The organism is Dendronalium sp. ChiSLP03b (genome assembly GCF_034531165.2).
In the GTDB taxonomy this organism is placed as follows: Bacteria; Cyanobacteriota; Cyanobacteriia; order Cyanobacteriales; family Nostocaceae; genus Dendronalium; species Dendronalium minutum.
The window spans coordinates 45,344-70,419 of sequence record NZ_JAVRBR020000140.1; the positions used below are offsets into that span (position 1 = coordinate 45,344).

General features: G+C 41.5%; 21 protein-coding genes, 1 tRNA gene and 1 pseudogene. 14 read left to right on the forward strand and 9 right to left on the reverse strand.

Translation table 11 applies throughout. The features are described from left to right. Nucleotides 1-17: 17 nt before the first annotated feature. A pseudogene (locus tag RMY31_RS31915) lies at nt 18-399 on the forward strand (IS4 family transposase); the annotation flags it as partial. A 111-nt stretch (nt 400-510) separates the two neighbouring features. Here the strand turns inward: RMY31_RS31915 and RMY31_RS31920 are convergent. After that, nucleotides 511-1,023 carry a sterol desaturase family protein gene (locus RMY31_RS31920; protein WP_322659935.1) on the reverse strand — a complete coding sequence of 171 codons (513 nt, stop codon included), beginning with the start codon at nt 1,021-1,023 and terminating at the stop codon, nt 511-513. Between the two features lie 118 nt (nt 1,024-1,141). Between RMY31_RS31920 and RMY31_RS31925 the strand changes: the two genes are divergently transcribed. Both RMY31_RS31925 and RMY31_RS31930 read left to right on the forward strand, forming a co-directional pair. After that, entirely contained in the window at nt 1,142-2,962 is a 1,821-nt protein-coding gene (locus tag RMY31_RS31925; protein ID WP_322659938.1) for a fatty acyl-AMP ligase, read from the forward strand. Nucleotides 2,963-2,975: 13 nt separating this feature from the next. Further along, complete coding sequence (locus RMY31_RS31930) at nt 2,976-4,262, forward strand: hypothetical protein (protein WP_322659940.1); 1,287 nt, start codon at nt 2,976-2,978, stop codon at nt 4,260-4,262. 657 nt (nt 4,263-4,919) lie between these two features. On the opposite strand, the gene RMY31_RS31935 is transcribed toward RMY31_RS31930, so the two are convergent. Further along, nucleotides 4,920-6,074, reverse strand: a complete 1,155-nt coding sequence (locus RMY31_RS31935; RefSeq protein ID WP_322659942.1) for a glycosyltransferase — start codon at nt 6,072-6,074, stop codon at nt 4,920-4,922. Nucleotides 6,075-6,473: 399 nt separating this feature from the next. Continuing rightward, a tRNA-Val gene (locus tag RMY31_RS31940) sits at nt 6,474-6,546 on the reverse strand. 102 nt (nt 6,547-6,648) lie between these two features. Between RMY31_RS31940 and RMY31_RS31945 the strand changes: the two genes are divergently transcribed. The 3 genes from RMY31_RS31945 to RMY31_RS31955 all read left to right on the forward strand — a co-directional run bounded on the left by RMY31_RS31945 (nt 6,649) and on the right by RMY31_RS31955 (nt 9,300). After that, a complete protein-coding gene (locus RMY31_RS31945) occupies nt 6,649-7,662 on the forward strand; it encodes an NAD(P)-dependent alcohol dehydrogenase (protein WP_322659944.1) in 1,014 nt (337 codons plus the stop codon). Nucleotides 7,663-7,997: 335 nt separating this feature from the next. Next, a complete protein-coding gene (locus tag RMY31_RS31950) occupies nt 7,998-8,735 on the forward strand; it encodes a Crp/Fnr family transcriptional regulator (RefSeq protein ID WP_322659947.1) in 738 nt (245 codons plus the stop codon). A gap of 154 nt (nt 8,736-8,889) precedes the next feature. Continuing rightward, the gene (locus RMY31_RS31955; protein ID WP_322659949.1) at nt 8,890-9,300 is read left to right on the forward strand and encodes a response regulator; all 411 of its coding nucleotides are present in this window, start codon (nt 8,890-8,892) and stop codon (nt 9,298-9,300) included. Nucleotides 9,301-9,437: 137 nt separating this feature from the next. Here RMY31_RS31955 and RMY31_RS31960 read toward each other — a convergent pair whose 3' ends face one another. Beyond that, nucleotides 9,438-9,740 carry a hypothetical protein gene (locus RMY31_RS31960; protein ID WP_322659951.1) on the reverse strand — a complete coding sequence of 101 codons (303 nt, stop codon included), beginning with the start codon at nt 9,738-9,740 and terminating at the stop codon, nt 9,438-9,440. Nucleotides 9,741-10,249: 509 nt separating this feature from the next. Between RMY31_RS31960 and RMY31_RS31965 the strand changes: the two genes are divergently transcribed. The 4 genes from RMY31_RS31965 (at nt 10,250) to RMY31_RS31980 (ending at nt 12,908) form a co-directional block, all read left to right on the forward strand. Next, nucleotides 10,250-10,486: a hypothetical protein gene (locus RMY31_RS31965; protein WP_322659953.1), complete on the forward strand. Its 237-nt coding sequence runs from the start codon at nt 10,250-10,252 to the stop codon at nt 10,484-10,486. 234 nt (nt 10,487-10,720) lie between these two features. Further along, on the forward strand, nt 10,721-10,933 hold the full coding sequence (locus RMY31_RS31970) for a hypothetical protein (protein ID WP_322659955.1): 213 nt from the start codon (nt 10,721-10,723) through the stop codon (nt 10,931-10,933). Between the two features lie 284 nt (nt 10,934-11,217). Continuing rightward, on the forward strand, nt 11,218-12,252 hold the full coding sequence (locus RMY31_RS31975; RefSeq protein WP_322659957.1) for a YihY/virulence factor BrkB family protein: 1,035 nt from the start codon (nt 11,218-11,220) through the stop codon (nt 12,250-12,252). A 95-nt stretch (nt 12,253-12,347) separates the two neighbouring features. Continuing rightward, on the forward strand, nt 12,348-12,908 hold the full coding sequence (locus tag RMY31_RS31980) for a DUF421 domain-containing protein (RefSeq protein ID WP_322660028.1): 561 nt from the start codon (nt 12,348-12,350) through the stop codon (nt 12,906-12,908). Between the two features lie 62 nt (nt 12,909-12,970). Here RMY31_RS31980 and fahA read toward each other — a convergent pair whose 3' ends face one another. The 3 genes from fahA to RMY31_RS31995 all read right to left on the reverse strand — a co-directional run bounded on the left by fahA (nt 12,971) and on the right by RMY31_RS31995 (nt 15,771). Beyond that, nucleotides 12,971-14,287 carry a fumarylacetoacetase gene (fahA, locus tag RMY31_RS31985; protein ID WP_322659959.1) on the reverse strand — a complete coding sequence of 439 codons (1,317 nt, stop codon included), beginning with the start codon at nt 14,285-14,287 and terminating at the stop codon, nt 12,971-12,973. After that, nucleotides 14,284-15,174 (reverse strand): hypothetical protein, encoded by an 891-nt coding sequence (locus RMY31_RS31990; protein WP_322659961.1) that lies wholly within the window; start codon nt 15,172-15,174, stop codon nt 14,284-14,286. Before RMY31_RS31990 ends, fahA begins: the two co-directional genes overlap by 4 nt. Nucleotides 15,175-15,246: 72 nt before the next feature. Beyond that, complete coding sequence (locus RMY31_RS31995; RefSeq protein ID WP_322659963.1) at nt 15,247-15,771, reverse strand: Lrp/AsnC family transcriptional regulator; 525 nt, start codon at nt 15,769-15,771, stop codon at nt 15,247-15,249. 338 nt (nt 15,772-16,109) lie between these two features. On the opposite strand from RMY31_RS31995, the gene hppD reads away from it, so the two are divergent. The 4 genes from hppD (at nt 16,110) to RMY31_RS32015 (ending at nt 21,451) form a co-directional block, all read left to right on the forward strand. Continuing rightward, complete coding sequence (hppD, locus tag RMY31_RS32000; protein WP_322659966.1) at nt 16,110-17,201, forward strand: 4-hydroxyphenylpyruvate dioxygenase; 1,092 nt, start codon at nt 16,110-16,112, stop codon at nt 17,199-17,201. Between the two features lie 38 nt (nt 17,202-17,239). Next, nucleotides 17,240-18,421: a homogentisate 1,2-dioxygenase gene (locus RMY31_RS32005; RefSeq protein WP_322659968.1), complete on the forward strand. Its 1,182-nt coding sequence runs from the start codon at nt 17,240-17,242 to the stop codon at nt 18,419-18,421. A 78-nt stretch (nt 18,422-18,499) separates the two neighbouring features. Beyond that, nucleotides 18,500-19,423 carry a hypothetical protein gene (locus RMY31_RS32010; protein ID WP_322659970.1) on the forward strand — a complete coding sequence of 308 codons (924 nt, stop codon included), beginning with the start codon at nt 18,500-18,502 and terminating at the stop codon, nt 19,421-19,423. Between the two features lie 6 nt (nt 19,424-19,429). Continuing rightward, on the forward strand, nt 19,430-21,451 hold the full coding sequence (locus tag RMY31_RS32015) for an AMP-binding protein (protein WP_322659972.1): 2,022 nt from the start codon (nt 19,430-19,432) through the stop codon (nt 21,449-21,451). A 52-nt stretch (nt 21,452-21,503) separates the two neighbouring features. Here the strand turns inward: RMY31_RS32015 and RMY31_RS32020 are convergent, their stop codons facing one another. Both RMY31_RS32020 and RMY31_RS32025 read right to left on the reverse strand, forming a co-directional pair. Then, complete coding sequence (locus RMY31_RS32020; RefSeq protein ID WP_322659973.1) at nt 21,504-22,793, reverse strand: Glu/Leu/Phe/Val dehydrogenase; 1,290 nt, start codon at nt 22,791-22,793, stop codon at nt 21,504-21,506. Nucleotides 22,794-23,010: 217 nt separating this feature from the next. After that, the gene (locus tag RMY31_RS32025; protein ID WP_322659975.1) at nt 23,011-24,969 is read right to left on the reverse strand and encodes an NACHT domain-containing protein; all 1,959 of its coding nucleotides are present in this window, start codon (nt 24,967-24,969) and stop codon (nt 23,011-23,013) included. Between the last annotated feature and the right edge of the window lie 107 nt (nt 24,970-25,076).

Below are 25,076 nucleotides of genomic sequence, written 5' to 3' on the forward strand. Positions count from 1 at the left end.
GGAAGAGTCAGTAAGGCGATCTCGACTCCATGCCATGTGACAAAATAATAGATTACTACAAACTCCGCTTTCAAATCGAGTTTAACTTCCGTGATGCCAAGCAATTTTAGGGGCTAGAAGATTTTATGAATCTGAGCCAAACTGCTGTAACCAATGCGGCTAATCTCGCATTCTTTATGGTCAATTTATCCTATCATCTTCTCGCTGATTTCCGTAAATATAATCCTAACTCTGGCATTATTGACCTGAAAGCTTATTACCGTGGTTTTCGATATATACGTGAAATTTTAAAAATGCTTCCTGAAAAACCTGAGCCGATTTTATTAGCTCAAATTTTAGCCAAGCTTACTTATGCGCGGACGTATTCATCCCCTTTCCACAGGCATTGAACCCTCGTAAATTGGCTAAGGTATTAATGTAATGAAAAGTAAAGTTACCTAAAAACCTCTTCCCTTCTGCCCTCTGCCATCTGCCTTGTGATAACGACAATTTTTAACACCGACCTACTCATTACCACCAACGGATTTGCAAATATCCACGCTGTGGCTGCAACTCAGCCTCAGTCTGCCAATTTATAGGTTTATAGGTTCTAAAAACTCGATCCCACCAATCAACACCAATACCAAAGTTGTGGTGCCATTGGTTGTATTGGTGATGAACATAGTGAACTGGCATCGCTATCCAGAAACAAAGCTTGGGGTTATCGTGTTGAAGTTGATGAGCATAGGCTGCAAACACTGTATAACCTAAGCATCCAATTAACCAGCTAACTTTAATGTACCAGTTTGCCCCAATTAGCTGAAGAATTAGAACCGTCAACAACAGTATAGGCAAACCACCAACGATATAATCTCGAAATTCTTTTACTACGCCTTGTCCTGTTCCGTCCTGATGGTGATCGACATGAAATCGGCAAGTTTGGGGAAATATATGCATCAGGCGATGACCCCAGTACTCAACCAGACTAGTAATCAGCAAAGCTGCCATCAAAGCAGCCATTATTTGTGCAATATTAGTCAACATATATTTTTTACTCGCTCGTAGCCATTTAATCGACCTCAAACATCTCTATTCCTTCAAAACTGGTAGGAATGCATTATTATGATTTTGCCCTGCACCTTATCATAAGAGTTTTGTTACAGTGTCATCCTCCTCGTTCAGTTCTCTCATCGACCTCCTGAGCGATCGCGCTCAAAAACAGCCTCATAATCAGGCTTTCACATTTCTCAAGGATGGGGAAATAGAATCAGATCGCCTTACCTATCAAGACCTCGACCGACAGGCTCGTGCTATTGCTGCCAGTCTTGAGTCCGTCACTTCAGTTGGCGATCGCGTTTTATTAGTTTATCCCTTCAATGCCTGTCTGGAGTTTATTGCAGCCTTGTTTGGCTGCTTCTATGCTGGCGCGATCGCTATACCCACAAGACCGCCTCAAAACTCAGAAGAATGGGGAGATTTTGGCTTTCGCGTTCGGGAATGTCAAGTAAGTGTTGCTCTTACCTCTGCCGCACTTATAGATAAGTTACAGGATTCATGGTTAGAGTGGTTGGCTCAATCTTTGGTGCCACAAGAGAGCAAAAATCTACCTTGGATAGCCACGGATCGAATTTTGTGGGATGGTGGCTCGAACTGGCAAGAACGAAAAATCGATCGCGATGCGATCGCCTATTTCCAATACACCTCTGGTTCCACAGGAATTCCCAAAGCAGTCGCCATCTCCCACGACAATGTGTTGCAAAACTGCGCCAATTTTCAGCAGACATTTCCTACTCTTGACTTTCGAGGGGTGAATTGGCTGCCTTTAACCCATGACATGGGATTGGTCGCTGGCATCATGCAAACCCTTTATGCTGGAGCCTGTACTGCTTTAATGTCACCAGTAGCTGTATTTCAAAATCCCAGTCGTTGGCTCAAGGCAATCTCAACCCATAAAGCAACCATCAGTGGAGGGCCTAATTTTGTATACGACCTCTGCGTGCAAAGGGTTAAACCAGAACAAATAACAGACCTCGATTTGAGTAGTTGGGAAATCGCCGGCAATGGGGCTGAACCCGTACGACCGGAAACTCTAGAACGGTTTACAGCCTTATTTGCACCATACGGCTTTCGACGAGAGGCATTTTATCTGTCTTATGGCATGGCAGAAGCAACTTTGGTGATCTCTGGAGGTGCTGTTAAAGAGTCATCAGCCATTCAGTTTGTGGATGAGCAAGCTTTGGAACAGAATCGAGTTGTGACCGTAGCAAAAGGGCAAACTGGAGCGCGAACGGTGATTAGCTGCGGTCGTGCGTGGCCGGGAAACCAGGTGATAATTGTCAACCCGAAAACTCTGGCTCCTTGTCCGTCTGATGGTGTCGGCGAAATTTGGGTGCAAGGACCAGGGCTGAGTCGCAATTATTGGCATCGACCCCAAGAAACCGAGCAAACCTTCCAGGCTTATTTGTCAGATAGTGGTAAAGGCCCCTTTTTAAGAACTGGGGATTTAGGTTTTATTCACAATGACCAATTGTTTATTACTGGTCGTCTCAAAGACATGATGATTTTTTGGGGACGCAATTTCTATCCTCAACTTCTAGAGCAAACTTCAGAAAAGAGCCATCCCGCTTTATCAGCGAATGCCAGTGCCGCTTTTTCTGTAGATGTGGAAGGAGAGGAAAGACTAGTAATTGCTCAAGAAATTGATCGCCACGCCCTCCGCAAGTTGAATTCTCAGCAAATTGCAGACATAATTGCTGCCATTCGTCAAACTATCGTGATGCAGCATTTGGTCGAAGTTTATGCGATCGCCCTTTTAAAACCTGGTACTGTCCCCAAAACCTCCAGTGGCAAAGTACAACGCCGTCGCTGTCGGGATCGGTTTTTAGCAGGAACTTTAGCGGTTGTCGAACAATGGTTCTGTTCTGTGTCGGAGCGATTAGATCCGACTGATTTGACTAGTTTGCCAGGAATTGAAGAAGCTTGATTGCACATATTCCATGTCTGATGCCGCCAAAATTAAAATTTTGATTGTCTATGAGCGATCGGGAATGGGTCATGAAATTATGGCCAATATTCTCGCCGAGGAAATTTTACAGGACGATCGTTTTGAAACGCTCAGGTACACCATAACTGAATTACTGCAAGACCCATTAAGCGAACTATTGACAAAAGCTTGGGTTAGTGCTTGGAACTTCTTCATCTGCCATAACTGGATCGAGTTGGCAGATATACTAATTAATTATTTGATGCGCTTGATCTTATTGCCTATTGGTGAGGTTAGCTCAGTTGCAGCCATGCACCAAACTTTAGACCAGATTGCACCAGATATTCTCATTTGTACTGCCGATACTGCTGGTAAATGCTTGGGTAGTTGGGCTAAAGAAAAGCAAATTCCTTTTTTTCTCGTAATTACAGATTTGTCTGTTTTTATAGATTTAGTTTCCCCAGATGCCACCCATATCTGCTATTTTCCGGAAACTGTGAATGCTGTACAGAGTTTCCCCTTTAAACTTACTTATTGGTCTTATGAGTTAACTCGTTCCAGCAGCTTGTCCGAGCAAATCCAGTTTATTAGCAGATACCTTTATGATTTTGTGATTTGCTATCCACAAAATAGAATCTATCGAAATATAGATAGAGATTACAAACCCCAAAATCAGGCTCGTTGCCAAGTAATCGGGCCTCTGCGTGAAGCCAAGCACTTTAAAATTAGAGAGCGAAAAACACTGCGCGATCGCTTTGAACTATCCCCTAGTAATTCCTGTATTCTCATCATTAGTGGCAGTTTTGGTGGCAACTTTTGCACAAAATACCTGAAATATTTACAAAGCCTATTTCTAGACTCCTTAGTTGTAATTGTGGCTTGTGGTCGAGATGAAAAACTGCGTGTCAAAATTGAGCTGATGGCTGGGAAAAAGCAAAATTGCCAAGTGCGATCGCTAGGTTTTGTAGATAATCTCCATAAATGGATGTCTGCTGTAGATATAATTCTGGCTCGTCCTTCAGCAGGTATTTTATTGGAAGCAATGCTTGCCCGCACACCATTATTACTTCCTAGACAAGCAGCAGCTAACGACCGAGGAGCTATTAGCTTTGTCGAAAAATATCAATTAGGTGAGTGCTTTACAGATCGCCAGGATTTGAATTTAAAAATCAGGCGTTTGTTAAACGAAAAAGAACTGTACCAAAATCAGATCGATGCCTTACTCAAAAACTATCCATCTACCTTTGAAGAACAAAGTGCAAACTTGTGTAAGATATTATTGCGATCGCTTGAGAGTTAGGTAATGTCGTGTCCGTTTAAACGAAATAGCCAGATGCTGAAAGTAAAATAAAATTATCCCCCACTAAAACCCCATCATGGCTCGACGCAGAAAATCTTAAGCACTTACACAAAGCCTGTCACAAGCAGGTGTATTTCAAATCCAAGAAAACAATTCACTATATTTTGTAAAAGAGCGCAATGTTGCTTAATATATAGATATAACGAAAATACTCAATAATTCAATGTGCAATGGAATTATTAGAGCGTGCTTAACTGATAATCGCTATTTTTATGACTTGTAAAATGTAAATCGTAAACAATTCCTCCATTCTTATGACTGTAAAACTCCAGACCGAAAACGACTCTCTGACGGCAAGCATTAGTATAAAGATAAATCAAGAAACAGAAAAAGAAAAAGTTCTATGTTCTCATTGTCAGCGCACCGCTACGAACGGTATTAAATGTAAAGGGATTTGTGTAGCTGACAATGACTATTAAGGTATGAATTTTATCGCTCCTGAATATTGTAATTTGGTTTTCCATTGCCCAAAGTATGCCAATCGAATCGCACGTTTGTAAAGCCGAAACACTTGCGGTTTAAGCAGGGAAGCAATTGCTTTTCATAACTTATCGCGATCGCTCTATTGCAAAAGATAGACTATAAATATCTTACACTTTATTTTTTATCAAAAATGTTTTGTAAAATATCGCAAACTTCAAATACAGCTTGGTTTTGAATAGCTGCAAGATTCGCCTTGTAGCGAAGCCAATTTTCATGTTTTAAGAGTTCCTCAACGGCTGGAACAATCCTGCGAAAGCTTTTAATTGCCAGACCAACTTGTTTCTCTAATATCCACTCAACATTGTATTTTTCATTGATGAGTGTTGAGGAATTGCGTTCAACAATTACAGGTAAATTCATTACCATCGCTTCACTAATACTAATAGAACCAGGTTTGCCAATAAAAAAATCAGCCAAACTCATGAAATATGGCACTTCATCAGTAAAACTTTGTACGTGTTGCCGTAACTGAGTTGGACGTTCTTGCAATGCTTGTGCAAGTTTCTGATTATAACCACACAGAAAAATCAACTGCACTCGATCGCTCATACAATCTAAGGATTGGGCAATGTTGAGCATTGTTGCACAACCTTTTCCCCCAAACAAAACAATTCCCGTTACTCGGTCTGGATCTAATCCTAAACGCTGTCTTTCTACACGGCGATTGCTAGACATCGGTTGATAGAAGCGGGGATGTACAATCATTCCTGAAGTTTGCACAATGTATTCTTTTGATACACCTAAAGAACGCGCTTGTTCAGTGGCGCGGTTGGTTCCGCAGATTAAGTAACTTTTAGTTTTAGGTTCTATCCAAAAATGGGGGGGACTATCTGCAAAGTCAGTCATGATTGTAACCATAGGTGTGTTGACTTTAACTCGTTGCAGGCTGTCCCAAATTGCTCGGTTATACAGGGGAATTAAAGAAATGACTAGATCCAAAGGAGGTTGCTGTCGCCAATGTCGTTCGCCCAATTTCACCCCAATCGGATGCAACAAGCGAATGAAAAACTTATCAAGAAACATCATCACTGGATGTAGCCATGTCCAATCTGCGCCGATCATCTGGTTGTAGAGTTCATTACCGTCTGAACCGAACAGCTTTTTATAGGGATCTAACGGCTCTGATAGTTGACCGATATCTGTTACAGTGATCTGCCAGGGTCGTTTTTGTTGTTGTGCGATCGCACTTAAAGCTCTTAGGGTAGCGTAGTGACCTCCACCAGCACTGAGTGTAAAAACATGTAGCGAAAAGATTTTTTCATAACTCATAACTAATCCAAATGTAACTTCTGGCGTGCAAGTGAGCGCGAATTTCCAAATGTCCCAGCCAAGCGCTGCAATTATCTCATTATCAGTGGGTATAATTCTTGGTTTGGTCTAGGGGTTACTGTAATTGCAGACGCAAAATAAGCAATAGTTTATACCTATAATTAATGTAGTAAATACAGTTTTTCACACGTCTGCTTGCGAATACAACTATTAGCAGGAGTTAGCCTTAATTACCTCAATTGCTAGTTTCACTGTGCTAAATACGAGCTAAAATTACTTTGTAATTGCAAATATATGAGGTAATTTCAGATATTGAATTACCGGAAATTACGGAGTGCAGCGACAAATAATTTTGTCAATGTACAGTAAAAGTCGATATTTAAGCAGCTTTTTCTTAAATGGGTAGTACTGGACTCGAACCAGTGACATCCTGCTTGTAAGGCAGGCGCTCTACCAACTGAGCTAACCACCCGCTGTTGCACACAAGAATTTAGTATAGCAAAATATTTTGCGATCGCGCTAGTATTTTTAGGAAAATCTTTTTGACTTTCTAATTCTCACCCTTTATCTATCTATGAAAGCTTACGAGATTCAGAGCAATACAGGCATTGATGCCCTCAAATTAGTCGATCGCCCTGAACCCAAACCCGCAGCAGGGCAAGTTCTCATCAAAGTCCGAGCGACATCCCTAAATTACCGCGACTTACTTGTGGCTGAAGGAGCCTACGGTTCTGGAGTGAAATATCCGCTTATTCCCCTGTCTGATGGTGCAGGGGAAGTCGTGGCAGTGGGGGAAGGAGTCACACGGGTAAAAATAGGCGATCGCGTCGCTGGTATCTTCTTCCAAAACTGGATTTATGGCTCTTTGAGCAAAGAAAAAATGAAATCGGATCTGGGAGGTGGCATCGATGGCGTACTTGCTGAGTATGTTGTATTACATCAAGAAGGGTTAGTAATATTACCAGACCATCTATCTTACTCTGAAGGTGCAACTTTGCCCTGTGCAGCCGTTACAGCTTGGCAGGCTTTGGTAACTAAGGGCAATGTTAGTCCAAATGACAGTGTTTTGTTGCTTGGTACTGGCGGCGTTTCAATTTTTGCCCTTCAGTTTGCCAAGATACATGGTGCTAGAGCGATCGTTACTTCTAGCAGTGATGAGAAATTAGCACGAGCTAAACAGCTTGGTGCTGATGAAACCATAAACTATAAGACAACGCCAGACTGGGAAAAGCAAGTTTATGCACTAACTAATCGCACAGGCGTAGATCGTGTAGTGGAAGTAGGTGGTGCGGGTACTTTTCCCAAATCCCTACAAGCAGTCAGGATCGGCGGACAAATCAGCTACATTGGCGTATTATCAGGCAGAGGAAATGAAATTGACCCCACACCGATACTTTTCAAGAGTTTAACAGTTCAAGGAATTTATGTCGGTAGTCGGGAAATGTTTGAGGCAATGAATCAGGCGATCGCTCAACATCAACTTCAGCCTATTATTGATAGAGTTTTTTCTTTCACAGAAGCACGGGAAGCTTATCTTTACCTCAAAAGTGCTGCTCACTTCGGTAAGGTTGTGATTGAGATAGAATAATCTTTATACTGGAAGAATTACAGGTAATTAACAAAGAAAATATGGAGTAAAGAGTTGCCTAATAACTCCATAATACAAAGTATATTGTTTAGCTGTTCGGTATTCATAAAAAATTCTGGCAACCTACACCACACTTTTGAGATTCACGATTATAATTACTGCAATAGTGAAATTGTCAATTAATTTATCTACAACATACTGTAATCAAATGTTACTCTGAAAAAAATTATTTGAGAAAATACACATTAGTTGACGTTACAAATAGGTTCTCAGTTGCTCTCCTTCTAGCTTGAAACTGCTTTTTCGCAAAGAGACCTATATCAAGGAGATCCTTAATGTCAATAGAAAATAATGTCCCAGTTCTTAGAGAAAATAGGTTGCTTTCAACTCTGCCTACCTCTGAATATAAGCGTCTTGTTCCTCACCTAAAGTTAGTACAACTCTCATTTGAGCAAATTCTTATAGAGCCAGAAGAACCTATCACACACGTCTATTTTCCTCATAAAGCAATGGTTTCTTTAATAACCACTATGGAAAATGGCTCATCGGTTGAAGTCGCTGTAGTAAGTAATGAAGGTGTGGTAGGTATATCCGTAATTTTGGGAACTAATACAACGACCACAAGAGCGATTGTGCAAATTCCAGAGAGTGCGATGCAGATGAGAGCAGATGTCTTGAAAACCGAGTTCCATCGAGGTGGAATACTGCAAAGTCTTTTGTTACGTTACATCCACGCTTTACACACCCAAGTAGCACAAGGCGTTGCTTGCAATAGCCTCCATACAATAGAGCAGAGGCTTGCTCGCTGGTTGTTGGTCGTCTCAGACCGTCTGCAATCAGATCGGTTATTCCTCACTCAAGAATTTATTTCTCAAATGCTGGGTGTACGTCGCTCCAGTGTGAGTGTGGCAGCTAAAACACTCAGCAATGCAGGAATAATGTGTTACAATCGTGGTAATATCAGCATCATAAATCGCGAAGCTTTAGAAGTCGCATCATGTGAGTGTTATCGAGTTCTCAAAAACGAGTACGAGCAGTTTTTAGTTAAAGAATTTGAGCGTAATATCCGATGAATAATTTTAGGTTTCTATGTGCGAAACCGGACAGACACTAAAACTAGAGTTTGTGTAACCTTGAGAAAATTATGCCTTTTAATGCCATTTAGAGGAGTGTGCATTTCGATGCTATTGCTGCTCGAGGTGTTGGAACTACACTAAGGTAAAATTAATGTATAGTCAACCCATCTCTGTTGATGGCTTACACTTGCTAGTTATTGATGACGATGCTGATACAAGAAAGATTCTTACCATCCTATTTCAAATGGAGGGCGCAGAAATCTTAGCTGTTGGTTCAGTAAATGAGGCTTTAGAAGTATTGTCCTATTTTAATCCTGATATCCTTATCTCCGACATCTACTTATCGGATGAACTCGGCTACTCATCACTCACAAAAGTTAGAAATCTGGTAGCAACGCAAGGAAAATGGATTCCAGCTATTGCTTTAACGGGATTTGCTTCAGAAACAGAGCGTGCATACGCCTATGCTATAGGTTTTCAAATGCATATATGCAAGCCTATCAACTTAGATGAGTTAGTTTGTGCAGTTGCTAGTCTAGCTGACTGCAAGCAGTTAGTCTAATACTAAAAACCATTTTCGGATAAATAGACCAAAATCATCAAACTATTTCCCCAATAGAGTTGAGATTTACCTTGGCAAATACTGTTCCCAATGCTGTCCATCCCTTATAAAGACTACAAGCTCTTGTCCATCTGCACCTAACTCACGAGAGTAATCATCAATGTAGATTGCTGTGCATCTGTAATGCGATCGCCTTTATGGTCAAATAATTGAAGTCCCATTTCGTCACGCATCTTATTGTAAACATCTCGTAAATCATTTTTCTCTAGCAGACTGTAAGGGTTTTCAGCAAAAAATTGAAACACATAAGCTATAGATTCATAGTTGGATATCGGTGTAAATTGTCCTGAAAGCACACCCATTGATGGGTCACTCCACTTGAGGTTGGAATAGCCAATAATGTCACCATTATGCAAAGTAACTGAGACAGAGACACTCATCTTCTCTTACTGCGATCGTTAGATTTCGATCCTGTAATATTTTTTGCAGATTATATAACACGAAAAATATTAAAAAAAATCAATAAAATAATCTTAAAAAGTTATCTTAACTCACGAAATATGAAAGTACTGATACTAATTAATTTTAATCAAGCACCTTAATTTTTATCTAAAATTTAAAATGCTCAGTATCTTTTAAAACACTATCAAGTATTTAACTACTGCTACTAAATTTACTTAGATTTAATGATACAAGTAGTTTGAATAGAATATTTGCCATACTTTTTAGATTTAAGTTTGTTTTTCCTTTTTTATTTGCTAGTTAAAGCTTTGAGGCTTGTTGCTAACTGAAAATTTCAACTTAATTTGTCTGAAATATAGCACTAAGTATTGACAATTTATTAATAATCGAATAACAAGGTGGCAGAATCATGAAAAAAGGCGTTAGTACATCTTTCCTTGGAGACTCAGTAACGCCCTGTGAAAAAGTTAATACGGATAACATAATCATGCCACAAAATACTGATTACAAAGCTTCTAACTCAGAAAATCAGGGTATTGCTTACAAAGAGCGTCTTAATTCTTGGGCTATTGCCCGTATACTTCCTGATGCAGAACGGGAGATTGTTGCTCGTTTTCGCAGTCGCTCTGATGCAGATGGTTACATGCAGCATCTACGCCAAATGAAACCTAACGCTTCTTTCATGGTTGTTTTTGATTGTCAACGCGAAGAAGCTGTGATTTAAATAAAGTTTTTGACTGAATAGAGGTGATATCTAACGATCGACCCTTTGGGTGACGCGCTCCTTGTGTGCAAGATGCTAACGCGAACGTCGCTAACGCTGCGCTAACACAATCGCCTGATACCACTTTCCTCAAGGGGGGAACCCCCATAGGGAAGTGGTTCCGGAGGGAAACCTTTCCGTAGCGCTGTCTCACCTCGGCGCTCAAATATTTACAGCAGAATTCAGGAGGAGCCAGTGACGGGTACACAGGGGTCTCCCCAAGTAGAGGAGGCAGTGCGTTGCGGAGCCAGCGCTGTGCGGAGGTTCCCGACGCTCGGTAACTCGTTACCACTTCGCTATCCGTTGAAGCGATTGGCGTGGGGTTCCCACGGCAGTCCGCTCAAGTCGGGAAACCCGCCCACGCGGCTGCCTCCCCGTTGTAGCAACTGCCGTCAACTGGCTTCATAATTCAGAATTTAGAAGTGAAACAGGCTTTATGCCTGGGTTTGAGACTTAGGATCTTTACTTCATCAACTTGAAAATTGCTGTAACTTTTGATATAAAAAAGCTGATTGGATGCCTAAATTTTCTTACAAAAAGTTATTAACTCAATCTTAAACTAGCCTAGTAATAAATAAACTCCTCCTCCAGAAAGCTTTATTAACATCCTTGGGAAGATGTTATTATCCAGAGAATCAGTATCAAATATAACAGGATAAAAACCACATTCCTGCGATAAGGAGACTGATTAGATGAATTGGCAGGCGATTTGGGCGCTGTTCCAAGAGACATTTCAAGAATGGAATGAAGATAAAGCCTCACGGTTAGCGGCAGCATTAGCTTATTACACGATTTTTTCTATCGCTCCTTTGTTGATCATCGTAATTGCGATCGCGGGAGCAGTATTTGGAGAGGAAGCAGCAAGAGGTGAAATTGTCCGACAAATTCAAGGGCTAGTTGGCAAAGATGGCGCAGAATTCATCCAAATAGCGATCAAAAATGCCGATAGACCGCAAACAGGAACTATTGCCTCTCTGATTAGTGTTGTACTTTTGTTATTAGGTGCTACTGGTTTATTTACCGAATTACAAGATGCTTTAAACACGATTTGGGAAGTAAAACCGAAACCTGGACGGGGCGTAAAAAACATCGTTCGTCAACGCTTTTTATCGTTTGCAATGGTGTTAGGTATTGGCTTTTTACTTCTGGTATCTTTGGTAATTAGTGCGGCATTGGCAGCACTGGTGACGTATTTTAGTAACTTAGTACCAGGCGTAGATTTTATTTGGCAGATAATCAGCTTTATCCTCTCTTTTGGTATTACTACAGTACTATTCGGACTAATTTTTAAAGTTCTACCGGATGTCAAAATAACTTGGAAGGATGTTTTAATTGGAGCTATACTCACTTCCCTGTTATTCTCCATTGGTAGATATTTATTAGGACAGTATTTAGGTAACAGTAGTTTTGGTTCAACTTATGGTGCTGCTGGTTCACTAGTAGTTATCATAGCTTGGGTTTACTATGCCGCTCAGATTCTCTTTTTTGGTGCGGAATTTACTCAGGTTTATGCCAGAAGGCACGGTTCTGGTATAACTCCAACTAAGAATGCTATACCTCTGACTAAGAACGCTCCTGCTCATCAGAGTTTGAACAGTAATGGTACTGCGAAAACTGGGCAAAACACCAATAGTAAAAAGCAATTTTCTCGCTTAATTAATCGTCTTATTCGGTATGTTCAACAACCAAAATGCTTAAAATACAGAAGAAAAAACCAGTACTTTTAGTTAAAAACCTCAAGAGTCATAGGTAGAGGGGCAGAGGAGAGAATTCTTAATACTGATGAAATTTAAGCATTGAAAAAGGGATGAAATCATTGCTGATGGAGAGATGGTTAGTAATTGATTGGCAGGGAATTTTTATTCCTAGCATCAGTGTCTTGGAGCTAATGATACGCGGGTCACTTGTATACCTAGCGCTGTTTTCAGTGCTACGCTTACTGCCTAGCCGACAAATAGGAACCTTAGGAATTACTGATTTACTTGTTGTTGTGCTATTTGCTGAAGCGGCCCAAAATGCAATGGCAAGAAATTATACATCAATTACTGAAGGAGCTATTTTAGTAGGAACTGTTATTTTTTGGAGCTACTTTCTTAACTGGTTGGGTTACAAGCTTCCTAAGTTGCGCTTCCTAAATCGCCCACCATTACTATTGGTAAAAAACGGTCAGTTGATTGAACGGCATCTACAACGGGAGCTAATCACAGCAGATGAGTTAATGAGCAAGTTACGTCAGCAAGGGGTGGAATTTTTGGCTGAGGTGAAGTTTGCATATATGGAAGCTGACGGTAGTATCAGTATCATCACATCTGACTCAAAAACTGATGCCGTAGCTGGGCAAAAGCATAGTGATACCGAGTTGGAGTCAGTAACTGAGGGATGAGGGGGATATAGGAGCAGACTAAGTTTATCCATACAAGAATTATGTTCCACCAAATCTCTCATTCAAAAAACAGCGCTTAAGATAGCGCCTCGGCACTCTCCAAAACCTATCCTGACATAACCTTCTTTTTCACAGTAGCCGCGCAGGATAACTTCATCACCGTCGGATAGAAAAGACCGCACTTCACCAGTTGGTAGTTGAACTAACTGAGTTCCACGCTGAGTAATCTCCAATAGACACCCTTGTGAGTCTTTTTCTGCGCCTGAGACTGTTCCACTAGCCAGCAAATCGCCAGGACGAAGGTTACAACCATTACTTGTGTGATGGGTGAGCATTTGGGCTACTGTCCAATACATCTGCTTGAAAGATCCGCGACTCAAGCGAAACGGTGTCATTCCTGCTGTATGCATCTGGGATGAATGTAGTAGCGCTTCAACTGTGATATCGATACCACCCAATTCGTTATTTAACGGGGAAGAAAGATAAGGTAGCGGTGAGGGATCGTTCTGATTACGTTCTACAGGACAGCGGAAGGGTGCCAACGCTTCCAGAGTTACCACCCAAGGCGAGATAGTGGTGGCAAAACTTTTGGCTAAGAAGGGGCCAAGGGGTTGGTATTCCCAAGCTTGGATATCTCGTGCTGACCAGTCGTTCACTAAACACAGTCCAAAAATATGTTCCTCAGCATTATCTAGATGAATGGGCTGTCCCAACTGATTCCCGCTGCCAACAAAGAAGCCAATTTCTAATTCGTAGTCCAGCATTTGAGTAAGTTCAAAATCAGGGGCTGGCGCTTGCGGTTTTTTTATTTGACCTTTGGGACGGTGGATAGCTGTATCGCTAGGTACGATTGACGAGGCGCGTCCGTGGTAAGCAATCGGAACATACTTGTAGTTGGGTAAAAGTGGATTGTCAGGACGGAACAACTTGCCTACATTGATAGCATGAAAAATTGAGGCGTAAAAATCTGTGTAATCATTAATAGTAGTAGGTAACAAAAGCTCGGCATCAGACATGGAAATGAGCGTTGCTTGTGCTTCTCGTGGTTGCTCGTTTTTTTGCAGCAGCTGGCTGATGTGACTTCGTAACAATGATGCAGCCTCACTCCCCATTGCGATGATTTGATTCAAGTTAGGCGCTGCACAGGCTACTTGCACATGTTCTGGGAGTCCTTGCAGTAGTCCAGCTTTGTAGCAAAGAGATAAATCTAAAATTTGGTCACCAATCGCAACCCCAATATGTGAGGGTTGATTGCTATTTTGCGATCGAAACACGCCAAACGGCAGGTTTTGAATTGGGAAATCTGTATCCGGCTGATTTGCAGATTCGACCCAACTCCGTAAATGTGGATCATGGGTAGCATTTGGAGAACGGCTCATAGTAGTTTTAGCTCCTGGAGATTGTCTACTGGTTCTTGAAATGAGCAGGAACCAAAAGAGCGGAAGAATTGTTGTCGAGCCTGCTCAATTTCTGCAATATTTAGGTGATAATCACGCCAAGTAATAGCGTCATCTGTGAAATGAAAGATATTGCTAGCAGATTGGAGAACTTCTAATGCTTCTTGTGCGGTTACTTTTTGCCAATAAACTAATGCTGCCATGACTGCAACATTTAAGAAGCCATGCATCAGAGTAGAGGGACTATCTGGTTCGTATGTGACGTAATAGTTACCTAGTAATGGATGATGCAAGCCTGCGGTTGCTTTGAAGGAAACCTGAGCTTCAGCAAATGCCAAAATATGCAGAGAAAGTTGGGTAATAGAGGGAAAGGCTTCTAGAGTAATGCCACCCGTACGAATTTTTGCTGTTGCTTTAGTATGTTTCAGTACTGCTAGATATGGTTGTAGGTCTTCGTTTAGGGGGATTTCAAAAAATGCTTCTACTTCATCAGTTAAATAAGGAATGACTTTTTTTATTTCTATGGGCGACAGTATGGGAAATTCTAAAGATGCGACAGCGATCTGATTTTTATTATGGAGCGATTGGAGTGATCGCTGCGATGAACGCACAACTTCTATCTCTGACTCCCAATGCTCTGAAATAATCAGGCTCAGCGACCATTGCTTTAAGTCTAATGTTGGCACAAAGTTTGCAAACTCTTCTAACCGAGACACTGGCAGCACAAAGTGATTCAGCATCCAACGGTAGGGTGTTCGCTGATAGTTTGCATAATTTACCATAGCTGCTTGGATGCCGAGCTTAGCTGGAGGAAAAAGTCCGGCATAGTCGATAATTGATGTCAGAAGTACCTTTACTGATGTGAGCATTAGGTTTTCCTCCTTTATCTACTTCAAAAGCAATAGACTGTCGATTTTGCTTTTTTATCATCTAACTTAATTTCACTTCCTTGCCTCTACTTCACCCAATGGTAGTGAGGTTGAAGCTTTGATTTCATTCAAAACAATACTGGTACGCACTTTGTCCACACCCGGAATTTGTGTAATTTTCTCAGTCAGTAATTTTTCTAAATGCTGATGGTTGGTGACAACAACTTTTAAGAGGTAATCAAATTCACCAGTAAGATGATGACATTCCAGAACTTCTGGCAACTCCTTTACCCGTTCGCAGAAGTGTCCAACGCATTCAGGTTGATGGTGGGCAAGGGTAACTTGTGTAAAGCACAGTAAGTCTAAACCTAACGCCTCACGATTAACCAAAGTCACGTAACGGTCAATAAAGCCACTTTTTTCTAACTTTTTCAGCCTTTTTTGCAGCCCAGGTGCAGTGAGGTTAACTTGGCGTGCTAATTCAGCATGAGTAATGCGGCTGTTCTCTTGCAGAAGGCACAATACTAATCGGTCTTTTTCATCCAGTAGTTTCAGTGATTCTGAGTTCTTACCCTTGGTAGTTTGATTTTTGGACAACTTATGTCTCCAGGTATAAGTTATTTAGTATATTTTATAGATAGCTTAGTTAATTATAAATACCAAAAAAGTTATGAAGATTAAGATACATTAAAAAAAAGAGACCAAAAGTTTGTTTTGTAATTAAATTAAAAAAATTTAGTTTATAAACGAAACTGAAGGTACTTCACCTAAGTTTAAGTTGGTCTTTACATAAAATCGCGGTTCTTTAGGCAACTCTAAGAAAATAATTGTCATGCTTGTAGTTATTGATTGTTAACTGTCAATAGTTAGCATCCAACAATTACAAAGGTTAGCTTTCAGTTATCAATACTTCCTCTGGATAAGGAGGAATCAAAATGAATGATTTTTGCCCTATAAAGCGCTTCGATCACCTGGAATTATACGTAGGGAATGCCAAGCAGGCAGCACTGTTTTATTCCAAATTTTTTGGATTCACCAATACTGGATATCGGGGTTTGGAAACTGGTAGTAGAGAAGTAGCATCCTATGTGATGCAGCAAGGGGATATCTGCTTTGTTTTAAGTACAGCGCTGTTTCCAGAGCATCCTATCTCCCAAAGCGTGCTTAAGCATGGTGATGGAGTTGCCATTATTGCCTTAGAGGTACCGGACGTTGTGAGTGTCTATAAAGAGACAACCAAGCGAGGTGCTATGGGAGCTATGGAACCGACAGAAGAAGAAGACGGATATGGGGTGTTACGATATGCTGCTATCCACGGCTATGGCGACACGCTCATCAAGTTTGTGGAAAGAAGCGATTATTCTGGGGTGTTTGCTCCTGGCTTTATGCCTTGCCAACATGTTGATAACAGCAAGTTTGTAGGACTACACAGCATTGACCATGTTGTTGGCAACGTTGAACTAGGCATGATGAATCGATGGGTGCAATTTTTTGGTGAGACGATGGGCTTTAGCCTGTTGGTGCATTTTGATGACCAGGCGATTTCCACAGAGTATTCAGCATTGATGTCCAAGGTAGTGCAGGACGGCACGGGCAAGATTAAATTGCCCATTAATGAGCCAGCTCAAGGTAAACGCAAGTCACAAATTGAAGAGTATTTAAGATATAACAATGGGCCTGGAGTTCAGCACGTCGCCTGCGCTACCAACAACATTATCGAGACAGTTTCCCTGCTAAAGACAAACGGAGTCGAGTTTCTGGACGTACCAAGAACCTATTACGAAAACTTAGAAAAACGGGTAGGGAAGATTAATGAACCAATTGAAAAGCTGGCAGAGCTAGGCATCTTAGTAGATAGGGATGAAGATGGGTATTTGCTCCAAATTTTCACCCAGCCTGTGCAAGACCGACCAACACTTTTCTTTGAAGTGATTGAGCGGCATGGAGCGCAGGGCTTTGGCGAGGGTAACTTCAAATCTTTGTTTGAGGCAATTGAGCGCGAACAAGCACTGCGAGGGAATCTTTAAAGAAAGCAGAGGGGCAGGGGGGCAAAGGAGATAAGATTATGACTCATTATTATAAGTTGGGAAATATTCCACATAAAAGACACACTCAATTTCGTCAACCTGACGGTTCTTTGTATCACGAAGAATTGATGGGGATGCGCGGTTTTTCAGGCATTCAATCCCTGCTTTACCATGTGCATCCACCCACCCAAATACAGAAAATTTTGCTAAGAACAACGGTGGGCATTACCTTTGAGGAATCAGGTGTGTTGTGTCACCGCCATCTACGCACAGCAACCATCAAACCAGGAAGGGATGCTGTGGAAGCACGTATGCTGCTCTTGTCTAATGCAGATGTCTCTATTTCAGTTGCTCGACCTACTGAAGCAATGTCGTATTGGTATCGGTTGGCTCACGGCGATGAGGTAATTTTCATTCATGAAGGTGCTGGTACATTGGAGAGCCAGTATGGTAATCTTCGCTACCGTCCAGGTGATTACCTCGTAATTCCTACAGGAGTATTGTGGCGTATAATACCGGATATCAACATAGAGCAGCGAATGCTAGTTATTGAGGCAAACGCACATATAGAGCCACCAGCACGCTACCTCAATCGTTATGGGCAATTTCTCGAACACGCTCCCTACAACGAACGCGACATTCGCCCACCGGATGAGTTGGTGACTCATGATGAGGTAGGAGAGTTCGAGGTGCGAGTCAAAGAGCGCGAGTATCAAAGAAACGGTTTTAGCGAGCGCATCACCAGCTACTTCTATAACCATCATCCTCTTGATGTTGTCGGTTGGGATGGGTGTCTGTATCCTTTTGCATTCAACATTGAGGACTTTGAACCCGTTACAGGTCGGATTCACCAACCCCCTCCGGTACATCAAACCTTCGAAGCGCCTGGCTTTGTCTTGTGTTCGTTTGTACCGCGCCTGTTTGATTATCATCCCCAAGCGATTCCTGCTCCATATAACCATTCCAACGTCGATTCGGATGAAGTTATCTACTACGCTGCGGGAAATTTCATGTCTCGCAAAGGGATAGAACGCGCCTCGATGACTATTCATCCCAGTGGTATTCCCCACGGCCCCCATCCAGGAATGTACGAAGGGTCAATTGGCAAACAACAGACTGATGAATTAGCTGTGATGATTGATACATTTCGTCCCCTACGTTTCACAAACCATGCTGTGCAGTTGGAGGACAAAGACTACGTCTACAGTTGGCTTACTTGAAGATAAGGCAGGGTAAGGATTTATTTATTTCCTATGCCCCTCTGCTTCCCTATCCCCACTCCCTGAGAGGTGTTGATTATGACTAAAACTCTCACTACTACTCCAATAAATCTGACTATTTCACCACGCATTCAAAAACGCTTGTATCGAGGCGAACTCACACAACAACAGGTAAGTAAATTCCAAAACTTTCTCAGCGAAGTTGACCGAGAATTTTTGCAGCATCGCATCATTATCAACAACACCTATACTCGCTGGTTCTGTAATGGCACTGCTACAGATGAAGAACTGCGAAACTTTATCCAGCAATTCTCAGTGTTCTCCAATCAGTTCTTAATTGCTGCGTTATTAAAAGCAATCAATTCACCCACCCTTCAACAATCGCGTGCCAGCCGGGAGATATTACTGAACGAACTAGGCGTGATTTACCGTAAGTCTGGACAGCCAATTGGTAGTGACATGCCTCAGACAGAGGAGGAAAAAGACCGAGAAGGCGACCCTGAACTAGTTAGTACGGAAGGTACAGTAGACGGTGGTATCTGCCGATTTCGCGCTGCACATTTTGAATGGCTGATTGGTATTGCAGAAGGATTGGGCTTGCACTACGAAAATATCGGCAAACGCAAGCACGGAAGCCTTACAACCTTGCATTTCTGCGACGAACTGCAACGCCTCTATGGTAGCGAAGATCCGCAAATTGCTGAGGGTGCTAGCTTTGCTGTTGAGAACTGGGCAGCGGCTGGTTTCTGGCAGGAATTAGAGGATGGATTCACACGCATCAAGCAAACACGACATCCAGACCTACACCTAGCATTCTTTACTTGGCATAACCGCGTTGAGGCGCAGCACGCCGGACACACATTAGAGGAACTTGAAGAAGTTTACTTTCACCCAGACTTTGACCAAAGCAAGTTCTTGCAAGGAGGAAGAGAGATTCTGGAAGCTATTGCTATTTTTTGGGATGGGCTAAACTGCGATCGCCTTAACCAACTAAATACGTGAATAGTTATGAAAAAGCAACTATCACTGGAACAAGTCCTCAATTGTGGTGTAGAAACTAATATTGCCACCACAATACTGCCGCAGATTAATCAGTGGCTTGCTTCTTTACCTGCTGCTGACTGCTGGCAGAATCTCACTCAATACATCCTCAAGCCTAGTTACCCTTTTGTACTACACGAACTCCTTTATAAAACCACGTTCTCCGACTGGGACAAAAGCCAAGGATCTCCTCCTGCTTGGTTTCCTTCTCATGAGCAGATGCAGGTTACCAATATTGCTGCATTGATAAAGCAGCTAAAACTGGATTCCTACGCAGAACTTCACACTTGGTCAACACAACATCGCGCTGAATTTTGGGACATCATTATTCAACGTTTGGGTATTCACTTTCGAGAGAAATATAATCAAATTGTTGACTTACCAGACGGTGTTGAGTCGCCACAATGGTTGGTAAATGCTCAATTTAACATTGCTGAAAGTTGTTTTCAAGCATCTCCAGATAGCCCCGCCATTATCTTCCAGCCAGAAGGAGGTGCAATTTCTATTCTCAGCTATGGCGAACTCCACGCCCTAACCAATCGAGTTGCCAATGGACTTGTAGATGCTGGCTTTCAAAGTGGTGATGCCATTGCAATTACTATGCCGATGACAGCCGAAGCTGTAGCAATTTACCTAGGGATTATCAAAGCTGGTTGCATTGTAGTTTCCATTGCTGACAGTTTTAGCGCCGCCGAAATTGCCACACGACTTTACCTTTCTAAAGCTAAAGCGATTTTTACTCAAGACTATATTTTGCGTGGGGGCAAACAGTTACCTCTCTACAGCAAGGTGGTTAACGCCGATGCGCCTCAAGCCTTTGTGCTAGGGTCATCTGTTGAACTGCGTCCTAGTGATTTGACTTGGAAGGAGTTTCTCTCCTCCAACGAGCAATTCCATGCTTTGCCCACAGATTCTGCTGCTTATACTAACATCCTGTTTTCCTCCGGCACCACAGGAGAACCCAAAGTCATTCCCTGGACGCAAACCACCCCGATCAAATGTGCTGCTGATGGGCATCTGCATCACGACATCCAGCTAGGAGACGTAGTGGCGTGGCATACGAATTTAGGATGGATGATGGGCCCGTGGCTGATTTACGCCAGCCTGATTAATCGGGCGACGATCGCCCTTTACTATGGAAAACCTACAGACAGAAGCTATGGAAAGTTTATACAAGATGTAAAAGTAAATATACTTGGTGTAGTACCTAGTCTAGTGAATATTTGGAAAACAACTGCTTGTATGCAAGGTCTAGACTGGAGCGCTATTAAAGCTTTTAGCTCGACGGGTGAGTGTTCTAAGCCTGAGGATATGTTCTACCTCATGTCTCTAGCTAGATACAAACCAATTATCGAATATTGCGGTGGCACAGAAATCGGAGGAGGCTATATAACTGGTACTTTAGTCCAGCCCTCTGCTCCCTCGATTTTTACCACACCTGCCTTGGGGCTAGACATTCTGATTCTCGACTCAGATGGCCATCCTGCTAACAAAGGCGAGGTGTTTATTATTCCGCCATCGATTGGACTTTCGACTGAGTTATTAAACGCCGATCATCACCAAGTGTATTTCGCCAATGTCCCCCAGCATCCAGTACCTCTGCGCCGTCATGGCGACCAGATAGAAAGGTTGCCCAACGGCTACTACCGCGCTCGCGGTCGCGTTGACGATACTATGAACCTAGGAGGTATCAAAGTTAGCTCTGCTGAGATTGAACAAGTTCTCAATGCTGAGGAAGGAATCTGGGAAACTGCTGCTATTGCTTCCTCTTTGTCAGGGGGGCCAAGCCAATTAATTATCTATGCGGTGGTTAAACCAGATATGCAAGAGAATAAAACTGCGATCGCCACATCTCTGCAAACAGCAATTAACCAGCGTCTTAATCCTTTATTCAAAATTCACGATGTTGTCATCGTTGATAATTTACCTCGCACTAGTTCTAACAAAATTATGCGTCGTGTTTTGCGCGACCAGTATCAAGCGCAATGAATATGAAAAGTGCTGAGTACTCTTCTTACTCAGCACTCAGCACTGAGTACGATCAAGGATAAAGACCTCTATCAGTTAGTGCCTGGGCAACCCTACCCACCCCCAACGTATAAGCTGCTAACCGCAGAGGAATTTGTCGTAACTTTGACTGTTGAGTGACTTGGCGATAAGCCTGCACCATCAAGTGTTCCATTTCGCGGTTAACGCGTTCTTCATCCCAAAATAGATAAGAAAGACCTTGTACCCACTCTAGATAACTTACTACCACCCCACCGGCATTCGCCAAAATATCGGGTAGCACCGTCACACCTCGCGCCTCTAATGACAGGTTTGCCTCAAGCGTAACTGGACCATTAGCAGCTTCTGCAACCATATGCGCTTGTATTCGATCGGCATTTTCTTCGGTGATTTGGTTTTCTAAAGCTGCTGGAATTAAAACATCACAGGGCAAAGTTAATAAATCTGCATTGCTAATTGGTACAGCTTGGGGAAAACCAAAAACACTTCTACGGTTGGCAGCAGCGTAGGCTTTTAATACGGGAATATCAAGACCTTCTTTGGCAAAGACTCCTCCTGCACCAGTTGAGACAGCTATAATCTTAGCTCCCGCTTGGTGTAACAATTCAGCCGCTGCCATTCCGACATTGCCGAAACCCTGAATAACTACTTGCATTCCCACTAAGGATTTACCTTGGTCTGCCAGCGCCTCACGCACAATAATCATCGTGCCGCGTCCAGTTGCCATTTCCCGTCCCAGCGAACCACCAACTGAAAGCGGCTTACCTGTTACAACTCCGGGTACAGCATGACCAACATTTACTGAGTAAGTGTCCATCATCCAAGCCATCTCACGGGCAGAAGTACCCATGTCTGGTGCGGGAATGTCTACCGCGGGGCCGATATCTTTAATCAACTCGCTGGTATAACGACGAGTAATACGCTCTAATTCACCTACGCTATAGCGTTTTGGATCTATAGCAATACCCCCCTTACCACCACCATAGGGAATACCTAACAGCGCACATTTCCAAGTCATCAGCATTGCTAAAGCCGACACTTCCCGCAGTGTTACGGCTGGATGGTAACGAGTTCCACCTTTGTAAGGCCCTAAGATATCGGAGTGCTGTACTCGATGTCCCGCAAAAACTCGGATTTCTCCATTATCCAGTTTTACAGGAATAGAAACTGTCACCACTTTGCGCGGGTGGCTGAGTATTTCTACTATTCCTCGATCTAACTTTAATTCCTTAGCTGCCGCCTCTAGGTAGCTACAGGCTTGGTCGAATGGGCAAATGTGCGCTGGAGAAGCAGCTTCCAGCGGCAGCACAGGTGTTGAAACCATAAAATTTTCTCCTCATCGCGGTATCTCCGCGAGCCAGATATATATATGCCTAGCGTAGCCTCTGTTTTATAGAAAAATAGCAATTTTGTAGTTTTTGTTACATTTTTATTTTCGTTTATAGGCTATTGCAAAAATTTCTCCCTTCAAGTATTCATCGCTGACTGTACAGACAGGTTACTAACATCAAAAGCGACGCAAACTTTTGTAATCTACATTTTCAAAATATAGAATTCTCAATGTGTCTTAAAACCATCCGAATACGATCCAACGTTTCTTTTTCTTCATCAGCATTGAAAGCTTCAATTAAATAACGTTGTTTATCTTCATTTAAATATTCTTTTACCCATCTGTAGCGGAGCCTTTGTCCTATATCTAGTATCCTTTCAACTAGTAGTTTTAAAGGGGTTTTTAAATAACTAGGTATCTCTTGTAAATCAAGCCTAGACAATGTATTTTCAAGACGCAACTTAGAAAGATTATGAAAATCTTGGTTAATACCTCTGACTTTTTCATCCCACTGATGATCTCTAAGATAAACAGCAACTGATTCATAGCAATAAAGAAGAAAACGGGGATGAAGTCCATCATCTTCTATTTTGAGGAAGCGTCTAATAAGTTTTTCTGTATCTGCTGGTGGATTTTCTGGTTCTGTCATCGAAAGTAATAATATTTTCCGAATATTTTCCAACTCATCAAAACTCAAATTTGTCTTGAGTTCCCATTCATGTTCGCTTTGTAAACCATACGAACCTCTCGTTAATTCATCAAATTTATCTTGACTATTAAATAGCTTATTAACTAAATACTTCAAAAATTTTCTTGTATCAACATTTAAAACTAGTTCATCAAAAGGTTTACGATTTTTTTCTTTGAGAGCGATCGCTACTCCTTTTGCAGTAAAAAACTCTAGAAAAGACCTATGAGCAAAACGTACACTATAGTCTGAAAACCTTTGTAAAAAAGGACATTTATGAACGCTGTTCAAAACCTCATCATCATCAAATTTACCAAAATTTCCTCCTATCGGTTCAATGAAAGATTTAATATCATCTATATTCATTTCTGCTTTACCATCTTGGTAAAACTCCAGACTTTTACGAGCTAGATTATCCAGATTCCAAGTAAAAGCTGCAATTCTCTCTTGAGCATGAGATAAATCTACATCTTTAGAAGCTCGTTCTGTAAAAATTTCTAATAACTCACCTGCTTGTTCAACTTTAAGAAGATTATCTAACTCAAAATTTTGTCGGTTTTTAACAAGATCGCAGAATATTCTTAACAGTAAAGGACGACGTAAAATATCTAGTAATTTGCTATTTTTTTTAATCTTTTCAAAAAGCTTGTCATCAGAAATAGTAGAATCTATATAACTATTAATTCTTGAATCATCCAGAGCATCAAGATTTAAGAAATAAATTGAAACTGGAATCTTACTTGAATTCTCACGATTAATAATTTTTACAAGTTCAGTTGCTTCAGAATTATCAACTGCTCGTAGATATTCTAAGCGAGCACAGACTATGACTTTAAATCTAAATCCTCCATATTTGATTTTTTCATTATTACACAAAAAATTAGTTAAAGCCGCAAAAAAAGTCTGATGTTGAGTAGTATTGGATAATAGCTCATCTAATCCATCAAGAATCAACAGAATATTTCCATGTTTAATTATTGGCAGTAAATCTTCAAAAACGAAATTTTTATCAAATTCAGCTTGATTAAGAAGATGACCAAAAAGCAAATCAGAAAAATCTTCTACACTTGGCTTAATGTTTCTATTTAAAACTCCTAATTTACTACGGCAAAAAGCAAGATTTATCGGTAGAGTAAACAAACCTTGATGGTCTGAATGACGATTTTTTAGAAAGTCACATATTTGATGTATCAGTTCAGTTTTACCAAACCCGTATTGCCCAACTATAATTGAAATTGAAGGTGCGCCAACAGTATATTGTCCAGCGTAAGGAGATACTAAAGGATCTCGAATATTTCCTAAAAAAATAAGTGGGTTTGTTAAGATAGCTTTTCCTGTAGATTTTGGGATTGCTGCTAGAAAACCCTTACTTACTTTAGCTGGTACGTGAATATAGAAGGGATTTGAACTTCCTCTTCCAGTTTCATTATCAATACCAAAAGTCTTATTTGCTATTTCCAAAAATTTTTCTACTTGGGTCATTAAGGTATCTCCTGAAATAGCTAAGTTATTCACTATGTCCAATGTAATCAACAAGGATTAGAGGCTGTACTATATTCATTTTAATTCAGATAACTTATTTGCTTTCA